Genomic DNA, 12080 nt, shown 5'->3' with positions numbered 1-12080 from the left:
CCTTAACTGGTTCGTTTGCCGCCCAGCCGCCGAGACGAGTCTCGAGTCCGCGAATCGGCTCAGCGCCTCGAGTCGCGCCGCGTACGGTCCGATCGCTGGACCGACTCCTCGAGGATTCGATTGACCGCCCAGGCGACCCAGCCGAAGAGGAGGACGGTGAATACGCCCATTTCGGTGCGGACGAACGTCCCGTGCCAGATTGTCAGCACCACCGCGACGACGACGATCGACACGGCAGTGACGGTGAAGACGTCGAAGAACGAGGCCGGGTGCCGGACGCTTGGAAGTCGAGCCATGCCGGCCGAACCTACGCGGCGAGCGTATATAGATGGCCGGTTGACATGGTCGCGATCCGTACGTTCGACCGCGACGGCGATCGGCGTCTTCCGGCGACTCCGGGCGGTCTCCGTGATCAAACCACTTCAGTGGAATTATGTAGTGACGTCGAGTTCCCCCGACCATGATTCTGGCTCGAGCGGAGCCAGGCCTGAGAGTATGAATATACGAGTCGATTGGCAGGCGAGCCTCGCGCTGACTGGTACCGTACTCAAGTATCTCGCCCTGACGCTATTCGTGCCGCTCGTCGTCGCCGTCGTCTATCAGGAGGATATCTTCGTGTTCGTGGCGACGATCGGGATCGTCGTTGCCATCGGGTACGGACTCGAACGACTCGATCCCGATCCAGATTCCGATCTGGGTCCCCGGGAAGCGTTGCTGCTGGTCGCGATCTCGTGGCTCGTGGTCGCGGTCGTCGGTGCGATCCCGTATCTCATCGCCGGCTACGGAACCGAATCCGCGCTCAGACATCCGGTGAACGCGCTGTTCGAGTCGATGTCCGGATTCACGACGACTGGAGCGACCGTGATGGCCGCGATCTCCGTCGAACAGCACTCCCACGCCCTCATGATGTGGCGCCAGCTCACCCAGTGGCTCGGTGGGATGGGGATCATCGTGTTGATGATCGCGATCCTGCCGGAGCTGGCGGTCAACGGCGCGCAGCTGATCCGTTCGGAGGCGCCGGGGCCAGAGCTACAGAAGCTGACGCCGAAGATCGCCGAAACGGCTCGCATCCTCTGGCTCGTCTACTTCGGGTTCACGATCCTTCTCATCGGACTCCTCTATGGCCTCCATCTCGTCGGGTTGGCGCCGAACATGCACTTCTACAACGCGGTCGCCCACGGATTTACAACGCTTCCGACCGGCGGGTTCTCGCCCGAAGCCGACAGCGTCGCCGCGTTTTCCGCGGTCGTTCAGTGGATCATCATTCCCTTCATGGCGGTCGCCGGGACCAACTTCGCGCTGTTCTGGTACGTCTTAGACGGCGAACCGCGACGACTCTTCCAGAACACCGAGTTCCGCGCCTACGCGGGTGCGATCGCCGTCGTGACCGCGATCGTGGCCGCGTTGCTCTACAGCGGCAGCGCCCCAGCGCTGGGCGAACTGGGCGGAGCGACCGAGGGATACGGCGAGAGCGCTCTGCGCCACGCGGCCTTCCAGACCGTCTCGCTGTTGAACTCGACGGGGTACGCGACGAGCGACTTCGCGCAGTGGGACCCGATCGCACAGACCGTCCTCCTGATCGCGATGTTCATCGGCGGCTGCGCCGGCTCGACCGGTGGCGGCGTCAAGATCATCCGCTGGCTGGTCGTCCTGAAAGTCGCCCGCCGGGAGCTGTTCACCGCCGCCCACCCCGAGGCCGTCCAGCCGATTCGGCTCGGCGGCTACGTCGTCGACGAGGACGTCATCCGCGGCGTTCTCGGCTTCACGCTGCTGTACCTGTTCATCTTCGTGATCGCGACGGTGTTCATCGCCGTCGATTCGACCCGCGGCGCGGTCTCGCTCGAGCCGATCGACGCCATCAGCGCCAGCATCGCGACGATCGGGAATATCGGTCCGGGCTTCGGCGACCTCGGCCCCTTCGGTAGCTACCGCGAGTTCCCTGTGACCTCGAAACTCGTGATGATCTTCCTCATGTGGATCGGCCGCCTCGAGATCATTCCGGCGCTCGTGCTGTTCACCGGGGCGTTCTGGAAGCGGTGAGGCGCTCGAGCGGGAGCCGTCTCGAGCGACGGCGTGCAGGCCGACTGTCTGACGACGATTCATACGGGATACGAGCGCCGAAACTTCCGTCTGCGTGCTGTGAGGATCGATCCCGCCGCCCTCAGTGCTGTACGCCTCGATAGAGGACGTACGCGAGAAAGAACACGAGATAGCCGATCGCGATACCGAGCGTGAGCGGGGATCGGCCGAGGAGAGCGATAACGAGGATGATACCGGGACCGATCAGCAAGAGGGTATCGAAGACTCGATCCTCCGCGCCCGACTCGAGGAGTTCGCCGACAACCGGTATCTCGCGGAGCGTCATTGGTAGAGCCCCCCGCGATCGAACACCGCCCGGAGCGTTACCAGCACCGGGATAATCTCGAGGCGGCCGATCCACATGTTGAACAGGAACGTGATCTTGCCGAGCGTCGGCAGCGATTCGGGACCGGTGATCCCCGCCGAAAGGCCGACGTTGCCCTGCGCGCTCGCTACCTCGAAGAAGACGTTCTCGAGCGTGTACTCGCCCGGCGGAAGGATGAGCAGGAGCACGAACGTCCCGACGGCGAGGAAGACGAACCAGAGCGTGGCGATGATCGCCGCTTCCTCGAACTCCTGGCGGAGTTCCCGCTCGTTGAGGCTGCGACCGTTGATTTTCAGCCGTCGAACGGCGCTTTCGGGGTAGAAGACGTCTGCGATACGGAACCGGATCCCTTTCAGCAGCGTCAGCGCCCGGATGAGTTTGATCCCGCCGACCGTCGACCCGGCCGCGCCGCCGATGACCATGCCGAACGTCACGGTGAGTTGGGCCTGAATTGGCCATCGGCCAAGCGCCACGTTGGTCGCATCGACGGCGGTCTGGAAGCCGGCGCAGGTCGCCGCCGAGACGAACTGGAACGAACCGTATCGGAACGCTCCGAATAGGGTATCGTACGTGCCAGCGGCGTATACGAACATCGTGAGTGCGAGCGTGCCGAGGCTCATGTAGATGAACACCCATCGCGTCTGGAGGTCCGTATAGAGGTTTCGCAGATCGCCCTGCAGGATGAGGTAGTGCACCGGGAACGCGATGCTTCCGAGGAGCATGACCGGCAGGAGCGCGAAGTCGATCGCGGCGCTATCGTAGGTCGCGATCGAGTTGTCCGTAATCGAGAACCCGCCGGTCGCGAGCCCGGTCATTCCGTGATTGATCGCGCCCCAGAGGGGCATCCCGACGGCCCACAGCAGGAGGATCGAGACGAACGTGAACAGCAGGAAGATCCACCAGATCGTCTGGACGGTCGAGACGATACTCGGGTGAATCCGTTCCGAGCGCGCCTCGCTCTCGTAGAGGGTTAGGGAACCGCTCCCCGGGCGGGAGAGAACCGCCGTGGTGAGGACGATCACGCCCACGCCGCCGACCCACTCGATGAACGAGCGCCACCACTGGAGGGTCCGCGGCAGCACTTCCTCGTTGTCGGTCATCGTCAGTCCGGTTCCGGTGAAGCCGCTCATGCTCTCGAACAGGGCGTTGAGCGGATCGGTGAACGCCGCGAGCGTCGACGTCCGGGACGGCGTCTCGAGGAGCGGGACGCCGAGTTCGACCGTCCACGCGATGAGCAAGAACGGCAGCGATCCGAAGATCGCGACGCAGAGCCAGCCGACGGCGGCGATGATCATACCGTGAAGCTTTCCGGGCCGGGTCGCCTCGCGAAACCGCGAGGTCAGGCTGTAGCCGATGGCGAACGGTACCAGCCCGGAGACGGCCAGCGCCGGGATCGCCCAGTACTCGCCCCAGACGAGCGGCACGAGCAGCGAGACGAACAGCAGTCCGGCCAGCGCCTCGAACATGCGGCCCAAGTCCCGGCCGATCGTTTCCAGCGCCTCGTTCATCCGTCCATCACCGTCCGATCTGCGTTCGCCCGCCCGTCGAAACGCCGACGGGACGTGCGCGGCCCGCTGCTCGCCGAGTACTGTGGATATCGAACGTCGGCGTCTCGTGCATTCGGTTCGCACCTCATGGCGTTCAGTCCTCGGTGTGACCGAATACGGTAGTGAGTTCGGGAGCCGCACCGAACGCCGAATAGACGGTCAGTAAGTCGTCGGCCTCGATCCTCGTCCTCCCTCTCGGCGTGATCGGCGGATCCTGACCCTCGCGTTCGATCGCGACGATCAGGACGTCGTCGGGGAGCAGATCCTCGTCTGCGGCCTCGATGAGCGTCTTCCCGGCGATCGGTGCGCCTTCCGTGACCCGGATCTCGAACACTTCCGCCTCCTCGCCGATTCGCATGTAGTCGACGATCGCCGGGCGATCCACCGATCGATAGAGGTATTCGGCGATGAGTTCCTGTGGATTCTCCATCGTGTTGACGCCGATCTGGCGGAACACGTTCATGTGCTCCGGGTCGTGAACGACCGAGACGATCGAGGGGACATCGTGCTCCTTCGCGAGCAGACAGACCATGATGTTGATCGCGTCCCGGTCCGTCGTGCTGATCAGCGCGTCCGCTCGCTCGATCCCGGCGTCCCTGAGAGCGCCGTGGGCCGTCGCATCGTCGTTGAGAACTAAGCAGTCGTACTCACCAGCGACCCGGTCGGCCCGTTCGGGGTCGTTCTCGATAACGACGACTTCGTTGCCCGAGCGGGTCGCGATATCGATGAGCGGCGTCCCGATATCGCCGGCCCCAACGATGACGAGATACATCGCGTTGTTCTTTTCTAGTTTCTCTTGAAAGCATACCGATTAACAGTGGATCGTAGCGCGATTTCTTTATTCAGAATTATACCTGAACTGAGTGGGCAATTCGGTAAGTGCGTCTGCGGACATACCGTTGAGGTTCCTGACAGTTTTTCAATGATGTCCGGGGAGTCATGCTGAATACAGGGCACAAATCTCTCATGAGATCCCTGTTTTTCTTGGTGTTTGGTAACATCTAACACAGAGCGCGTCATATAGGAATACCAGTGCTCGCAACAGACTCATATTAAAAGAGGGATCTGTCGAGTTGAGCATTATAATTGGAAGAAATAATGCCATCATTGACCAAATATGTGGGGAAGACGCAACTGATCCGTTATCAAGTTGAAGTAGAGATAGCTACAGGGAACACCGAACTCATCGATGATCACTTTGCAGGGGTGAACCGGGTATGACCGCGGCAGACGAGACCGGACTGGTGCCGACCGAATCGATTCCGTCATCTGACACTCAATTGTATCGAGTGGGGGCCGTTGCAGCCATACTTGGCGTCGCCATTCAGATTGGACGGCAAGCCTCGGATCAGTTTCACCCGCAGAGTGAGCCCGGAAACCCGCCCGTAGCGTTCGCCGACTACGCCGCTCACGAGTACTGGGTGCTGGCACACTTGCTCGAATTCCTCGGATTTGCTCTCATCTTCGGTGCCTTGCTGGTACTATCCTGGCGGATGCGCGTCGGACGTGCTGCGGGATGGGCCGTACTGGGGGCAGCAGGAACGGTGATGAGTCTGACGCTGGCCGCCGCTCTTCAAGCGATCGATGGCATCGCCCTCAAACTGCTGGTGGATCGGTGGGCAGAGACATCCGCCGAGTCTCAGGAATTGTTGTTCGAGGGAGCGTACGCCGTTCGACAAATCGAAGGCGCCGTTCTGGCCATGTTTGTCGTAGGACTAGGGCTTACTATCCTCGTTTACGGCGTTGCGCTCGTCATCGACGATGTGGCTCCGAACTGGTTGGGTATGCTGGGCATAGCAGCAGGCCCGCTAACAGTTGTGTTAGGTGTCGTCCTCGCGCTCGACCCGTTCGGAGAAATAACGGGGCACTCGGGGAGCATGGGGTTCTTGTTCGGAGTGGGCGTTCTTGGCAATCTGCTTGCATTGCTCTGGATCGGTCTCGTCGGACGATACCTGTTCCAGAGCAGTCGCCGACAGCTCACTCATCCTTCCGAACCACGGGCTCGCAGTATTGAAGGAGATGCTACTCAATCGGGGGAGATCGATGACTCCGTCTGAACGGTATTTCTCGAAGGTCGGGGCCGTAGCCGCAATATCAGGACTCGTGATCTATGGCGTGTCGGCATACTTACACCCGTGGACGCCGCCGCACCATACGCACGAAGCCTTCTCGGACTACGCAGTTGAATCATATTGGGCTGTCTACCACCTGGGGGAACTCCTCGGAATCCTCTTGATGGCTGCTGCAATCATCGCCCTAGCATTCCGGCTCCGCAGGGACGTTGCCGGGGTATGGGCGACCCTTGGCGGTGCGGCAATGATGGTGTGTGCGGGCGTCTACGCCATCTTCGCCGCGGTTGACGGCGTTGCGCTTGGGGTCATGGTTGATCGATGGGCGGCGGCGGACCCCGAACAACAGGAATTGCTCTACGAGACGGCCTTCGCAGTTCGGCAGATCGAAGGTGGGCTCTTCAGTATTCAGTGGTTCATGTTTGGCATCGCGGCGGGGCTCTTCGCGGGGGCGTTTTTTGCCAGCGCAGAGTCGGTGGTTCGTCTCAACTGGTTCAGCGGCATGGGCTGGTTGAGCGCTGTCGCCAGCATCGGAGCGCTTTCCTTCGCGATCGTACAAGCCCATGGGTACTCCGACATGTCGATGGCCTTCCAGACCGGATTGATCCCGGGTGTAATATGGGTCGTCGCCGTCGGAGTATTCCTCTACCGGCACCCGGAACACATTGATACCTCTGATGAGGTCACTCACCAAGCGGACGACAAGCACCGTCACGACCCGGCCAGCTGAACGCAGCGAGTGCGCTCACTGTTGGGCTGGCTTGGGTCCCACATCCCTTGTTGATAGGTACTGGCACATAGGGTCGAATCCCGTTCTGATGGAAACTTCCTTTGTAGTCAGCACGCCATTGCTGGCAGCTGTCAGAGAGGTAGATACCCGCTCCGGTAACGCCTTCATCTATACTGAACGCGATTTTCACATCCCAATCTAGATAAATAAATTATATTACCAACTACGTTATAGAATCCGACCGCCGGAGATCGCCCTGCGGAACCGACGAACTCAGCATCGCCTATCGCTCCGACGGATCCTTCTCGTAGGCCTTCAGCCGGTCGTACTCCTCGGCCGTGATCGGGAGCACCGTGCCGTGTTTGAACCCGTAGGGGAACGAGAACTCGTCGTCGGCGCGCACGAACTCCTCTTCCAGCGACTCCGCCACGAACGGGACGTAGCCCTGGGTCTCCGGGCTGCCGCCGAAGTAATCGACGAATAGGCACCACCGGCCGTCCTCGAGTCGCACGGCGGTCGGCGCCTCGTACCGCTCGCCCTCCAGTCCCTCCATGGTGCGGTCGAACGTCGTCACCCGGGTGAACGGCCCGGTGGGACGGTCGGCCTTCAGCAGGATGATCCCGGCGGGGTTCGCTTCGCTTTTCACGAAACAGTAGTACGATCCGTTCTCCTCGTACATCGCGGAGTCGATGACGCCGCTGTCCGGTTTCCGGTACAGCAGTTCCGGCTCCGAGAACGCCGCGAACGACTCGGTCCGCGCGTAGTAGATCGCTTTCTCCTCGAAATCGTCGCTGCGGTGGGCTGACGACCAGTGAACGATGTACTCGTCGTTCGCTCCGTCGTAGGTGATATCCGGCGCCCAGAGGCAGCCGAACGCCTCGTCTCCGAGTTCGACCATCCGCTGGTCGGACCAGTCGGTCAGGGTCTCGGACTCCCACATCACCAGCGAGTTACTCCCGTTGCGAGTGATCTCTTCCCACGAGCCGTCGTACTGATTGGGCATCCCGTAGGCCAGACTGAGGTCCGTCCCCAGTATCACGAACCTCCCGTCGGTCGTTCTGGTGATCGTACAGTCCCGGACTCCCTTGTCTCCCTCGTAACTCCAGAGGACGGGGGCGCCGCCGTTTACCGCCTCCCAGTGAAACCCGTCCTCGCTGATCCCGAAGTACACCTGCTCACCGTCCGGCGTCCGCTTCTCCCTGAAGTGAACGAACAAGTAGGCTTGCATCACTACCCTATCGGTTGTCAGGTAGGCGCCGTAGCCGTTTCCGTTTCCTCGCTCCTCGAGGAAGCGACCGAATCGCCGCCGCGGCGTCTAGACCCCGAACGTCGCCCGGAGCATGTCTCGCGTCCCGGGACCGAGGCCGACGGCGACGACGGTGATCAGCATCAGGATGGCGAAGCGCGGCTGTTCGTCGAAGATTTCCTCGTTGAAGACCCAGACGACGAACGTGGCGGCGACGAGTTTCACGAGCAGGAACGGCCAGGCGGCGCCGATGGTGTCGACGACGTTGGGAGGCAACACCGAGCCGGTGATGTCGACGATCGCCCCGTTGATGGGGTGTTTCGGCGTGAGGTTGTGCTCGAGGCCGAAGGCGGTCGCCCAGTCGAGGCCGATGACGTTCGCGACGCCGTCGACCGCGTGGGCCCAGATGACGACCACACCCATGTACTCCGTTCCCCGGTTGATCTCGGGGGCGAACTCCCCGATGAGGAGCCAGGTGATCGCCGTGGCGAGGGTCGCGCCGACGAGCGTCGTCAGCAGGAGCAGCGGATGGAAGTCCGCGTACGGCTGCGTCGACGCGTACCCCAGATAGGCGAGCGTGAGCGTCAGGTAGGCCGTCCCGATCGCCGCGAGCGGGTACTCGTAGCCCGAGACGCGGTCGGTCCGGTCGAGCCAGACCGCCACGACGACGGTGATCACCGTGAGGAGGGCGACGGTGAAGTAGATCAGCGGGCTGATCAGGAAGCCGATCCACGGCAACTCCATCATGAGTTCGCCCGTCTCCCGGTAGGCGGCGACGCTCGTGTCCTCGACGACCCGCAGGGCGCCGCCGAAGAGCATGAACGGGAACAGCGCGAAGAACCCCGCGCGGTAGCGCTCGATCTCGAGGCGGCGAACCAGGAAGAGGATCCCGATCGCCATCAGAACGAGCGTCGGAATGTAGCCCGCGTAGGAGACGAACGTGTAGCCGGGCTCGGCGGTCGGTCCGGCGTTCGGACCGACCTCGCTACAGTGGACCGGATTCCCGTCCGCCCAGGCGACGCAGCTCCAGCCGTGGGCGTCTGCGACGACCGGGCCCCAGTAGTACTGCCAGATGAGGTCAACGTAGATGCGCTGGGGGAAGAGGACCGCAGCAAGCGCCACGGCGGCGGCGAGGAGAGCGACGGTCGCGGTCCAGAGTCGCTCGGCCCCGTACCGTTCGATGTACTCGTCCATGCGGGAGTAGCTGTACGGGGGCCGCTTACCGTTTCCGATTTTTTTGCATCGGACGCCGGTCGGATCCCGACGCCGTCAGTCGCCGCCCTCGTCGATCGCCCGTGCGGCGGCGCGGAGTTCGTCGTGGAGCGCTCCGTTCGAGGCGACAAGTCCCTCGCTGTCGTGGCGCCAGCGGTTCCCCTCGAGATCCGTCACGGTTCCGCCGGCCGCCCGGATCAGCGCGACGCCCGCGACGGTGTCCCACGGGTTGGCCCGCAGGTTCGTGATCGTTCCCTCGAGGGCGCCCGACGCGACCATCGCGAGCTCGAGCTGGGCGCAACCGAAGCGGCGGACGTCGCCGAAACGGTCGGTGAGGCCGCGGACCGCCGCGGCGTACTGGTCGCGCTGGTCGAAGTCCCACCAGTAGGTGGGGCAGACGGTCGCAGCCTCGGGATCGGCGCAGTCACTGACCGAGAGGGGGTCGCCGTTGCGAACGGCGCCCGTCGGTCCGACGCGATAGGTGTCCCCTAGTGCGGGACAGACGGTGGCCGCGGCGACGGGGTCGCCGTCGCGGACCGCGGCGACAGCCGTCCCGAACGCGCGGATCCCGTTGACGTAGTTGTTCGTCCCGTCGATGGGGTCGACGATCCAGGCCGGTCCCGTCTCGGGGACCGCCTTCAGCGCGTCGTCCTCCTCGCCGACGACCGGCTCGTCCGGGTACGAGGCCTCGATCACCTCGATCACGCGCCGCTGGGCCTCGCGGTCGGTCTGCGTGACGACGTCGGTCTTGCCGTCCTTGTGGTCGACCTCGAGTTCGCCGCGAAAGGAGCCCGCGGCGACGTCAGCCCCGGCGCGGGCGGCGTGGACCGCGACGCTCGCCCGACCGGCACCCTCGTCGTGTTTGCTCATGATGATTCGTCCGGGCGACGGCGTGAAAAGACGTTACCATTCGGATCGACGGCGCTCGAGGACGGGTCGGAGCCGCCGGTCGTCACGACGACCGCACCGACTCGGCGACCGACTCGAGTTCGTCGTACTCGCGACCGTCGTAGGCGATCACACGGGCGTCGGTCAGCGACGACGGCTCGTAGTCCCGGACCGCTTCGCAGACGAACCGGGCGCCCGATCGGAACTCGAAACCGGCGGCGCCGGTGCCGAGCACGGGGATCACGATCGACTCGCAGCCGAGTTCGTCGGCCCGCTCGAGCGCGTTCCGGGTCGCCTCGCGGATGCTCTCCTCGGTCGCGCGGCCGTCAGCACCAGAACCTCCGGTTCTGGTTAGCTCACGAGACTCCGATGGAGTCTCGTGAACCCCGTAGTGGGGCATCGCCGCCGCGTGGATGACGTGCTCGGCGTCGAGATCGTAGGCGTCGGTGACGGCGATCCCGCCGAGGTCGACCGGCCCCTGCTCCATCGCCTCGTCGTTGATCGGACCGTTCGCGGCTCGCCGGAGCGCTCCCGCGACGCCGCTGCCCATCCGCAGCGACGTGCCGGCGGCGTTGACGAGCGCGTCGGCGGACTGTGCGGCGATGTCGCCCCGTACGACGGTGAACTCCATACGCGTCGGTACGGCGTCCGGTTCCTAAAATCCGTTCGCGCGGATCGGGAGCCCACATCACCGCGCCCTCCTCGAGCACCGGTTCGAAACCGCTTTTTCGGTGCTTCCGAAACGGCCGCCGTGAACGAGGACCGCCTGCAGTTCCTGTCGCTCTACCTCGCCCGGTTCGCGGAGGGCTTCGGCTTCGTCACGCTGATCACGCTCCTGCCGTACTACATCAACGCCCTCGATCCGACCGACACGACGGTCCTCGGGCTGACGATCAGCGCCGGCCTGATCGTCGGCCTCTACACGACGGGGTTTACTTTCGCCCAGACGCTCGCGGTCGTTCCGATCGCCTGGGCCGGCGACCGCTTCGACAAGCGGACCGTGTTGCTCGCCGTGCTCGGACTCGGCGTCGTCGTCTACGCGCTGTTCCCGTTCGCCGACTCGAGCGCCTCGTTCATCGCGATCCGCGGGTTCCAGGGAATCGTCGTCACGGGGACCGGGCTGATGACGCTCTCGCTCGTCGGGCAACTCGCCGACGTCGGGACGCGGGCGAACTACATCGGCAAAGCCAACGCCGCCAGCTTCGCCGCGTCGATCCTCGGGAGTCTCAGCGCGGGAACGCTCTACGAGACGTTCGGCTTCGGCCCGATCTTCGCGATCATCGTCGCGATCGTGCTCGTCGCGTGGGCCGGAACGGTCGTCTCCCTCGAGCCCGACGAGACGCGGGTTCGCGGCTTTCCGTTCGCCGATCTGGCGCTCAACCGGCGGATCCTCACGCTCTCGACGTTTCGCTTCCAGTACGCGTTCGCGGTCACGCTCGTCCGGACGTGGGTGCCGATATACGCCGGCGTCTCCGCGGCGTCGGGCGGACTGGCCTACGGCGGCCTCGCGGTCGCGCTGGTCGTCCCGTTCTCGCCAGCGATCGGAACGGGGCTCGGACTGCCGGCGCAGGTACCGGTGTTCGGCGCCGTCTCGCCGGCGTTCCTGCCGCTCGTCGCGCTCTCGGGGCTGCTCGGCGTCGCGGACAGCTTCCGCGAACCCGCGAGCATGGCGCTGTTCGCCGACGAGGGGACCGACGACGGCGGCGTCGCCTCGAGCTTCGGGATCCGCGAACTGATCTGGCGGCCCGGGAGCGTCGTCGCGCCGCTGCTCGGCGGCTGGCTGATGTACGAGGTGAGCATGGCGTCGGTGTTCTACGTCGGCGGCGCGTTCGCGCTGACCGGCGTCGGCTCGTTTCTCGTCGTGCTGGCGCGGTTTCACGGTCCCGACGCGCTCACCGAGTGGTGATCGGCGCCGCGCCGGTCGCCGGCGATGGACAGGAGTGTTCATTTCACCCGTGTGACGACAGCTTTATTCGGCCCATCG

General features: G+C 64.0%; 12 protein-coding genes. 4 read left to right on the top strand and 8 right to left on the bottom strand.

Annotated elements, in window-relative coordinates:
• Positions 1–59 precede the first annotated feature (59 nt).
• Positions 60–296, bottom strand: a complete 237-nt coding sequence (locus tag HTUR_RS10250) for a hypothetical protein (RefSeq protein WP_012943255.1) — start codon at positions 294–296, stop codon at positions 60–62.
• A gap of 199 nt (positions 297–495) precedes the next feature.
• Here HTUR_RS10250 and HTUR_RS10245 point away from each other — a divergent pair, with 199 nt between their 5' ends.
• Positions 496–2040, top strand: a complete 1545-nt coding sequence (locus HTUR_RS10245; protein ID WP_012943254.1) for a TrkH family potassium uptake protein — start codon at positions 496–498, stop codon at positions 2038–2040.
• Positions 2041–2161: 121 nt separating this feature from the next.
• Here HTUR_RS10245 and HTUR_RS10240 read toward each other — a convergent pair whose 3' ends face one another.
• From HTUR_RS10240 to HTUR_RS10230, 3 genes are all read right to left on the bottom strand, one after another.
• On the bottom strand, positions 2162–2365 hold the full coding sequence (locus HTUR_RS10240) for a hypothetical protein (protein ID WP_012943253.1): 204 nt from the start codon (positions 2363–2365) through the stop codon (positions 2162–2164).
• Positions 2362–3912: a TrkH family potassium uptake protein gene (locus HTUR_RS10235; protein WP_012943252.1), complete on the bottom strand. Its 1551-nt coding sequence runs from the start codon at positions 3910–3912 to the stop codon at positions 2362–2364. The genes HTUR_RS10240 and HTUR_RS10235 overlap by 4 nt, the downstream gene beginning before the upstream one ends.
• 133 nt (positions 3913–4045) lie before the next feature.
• The gene (locus HTUR_RS10230) at positions 4046–4723 is read right to left on the bottom strand and encodes a potassium channel family protein (protein ID WP_012943251.1); all 678 of its coding nucleotides are present in this window, start codon (positions 4721–4723) and stop codon (positions 4046–4048) included.
• 445 nt (positions 4724–5168) lie between these two features.
• On the opposite strand from HTUR_RS10230, the gene HTUR_RS10225 reads away from it, so the two are divergent.
• A complete protein-coding gene (locus tag HTUR_RS10225; protein WP_012943250.1) occupies positions 5169–6008 on the top strand; it encodes a hypothetical protein in 840 nt (279 codons plus the stop codon).
• A complete protein-coding gene (locus tag HTUR_RS10220) occupies positions 5995–6750 on the top strand; it encodes a hypothetical protein (protein ID WP_012943249.1) in 756 nt (251 codons plus the stop codon). Before HTUR_RS10225 ends, HTUR_RS10220 begins: the two co-directional genes overlap by 14 nt.
• Before the next feature lie 283 nt (positions 6751–7033).
• On the opposite strand, the gene HTUR_RS10215 is transcribed toward HTUR_RS10220, so the two are convergent.
• From HTUR_RS10215 to HTUR_RS10200, 4 genes are all read right to left on the bottom strand, one after another.
• Positions 7034–7978 carry a glycoside hydrolase family 43 protein gene (locus HTUR_RS10215; RefSeq protein WP_012943248.1) on the bottom strand — a complete coding sequence of 315 codons (945 nt, stop codon included), beginning with the start codon at positions 7976–7978 and terminating at the stop codon, positions 7034–7036.
• 87 nt (positions 7979–8065) lie between these two features.
• Positions 8066–9190 carry a DUF63 family protein gene (locus tag HTUR_RS10210; protein ID WP_012943247.1) on the bottom strand — a complete coding sequence of 375 codons (1125 nt, stop codon included), beginning with the start codon at positions 9188–9190 and terminating at the stop codon, positions 8066–8068.
• A gap of 75 nt (positions 9191–9265) precedes the next feature.
• On the bottom strand, positions 9266–10078 hold the full coding sequence (locus HTUR_RS10205) for an inositol monophosphatase family protein (RefSeq protein WP_012943246.1): 813 nt from the start codon (positions 10076–10078) through the stop codon (positions 9266–9268).
• A gap of 82 nt (positions 10079–10160) precedes the next feature.
• Complete coding sequence (locus tag HTUR_RS10200) at positions 10161–10727, bottom strand: macro domain-containing protein (RefSeq protein WP_012943245.1); 567 nt, start codon at positions 10725–10727, stop codon at positions 10161–10163.
• 120 nt (positions 10728–10847) lie between these two features.
• Between HTUR_RS10200 and HTUR_RS10195 the strand changes: the two genes are divergently transcribed.
• The gene (locus HTUR_RS10195) at positions 10848–12002 is read left to right on the top strand and encodes an MFS transporter (RefSeq protein WP_012943244.1); all 1155 of its coding nucleotides are present in this window, start codon (positions 10848–10850) and stop codon (positions 12000–12002) included.
• Positions 12003–12080: the final 78 nt, after the last annotated feature.

The organism is Haloterrigena turkmenica DSM 5511, from assembly GCF_000025325.1.
Taxonomy (GTDB): domain Archaea; phylum Halobacteriota; class Halobacteria; order Halobacteriales; family Natrialbaceae; genus Haloterrigena; species Haloterrigena turkmenica.
Note: the sequence above shows the minus strand (reverse complement) of the source record. Positions and strands in the feature narration are given on the sequence as shown.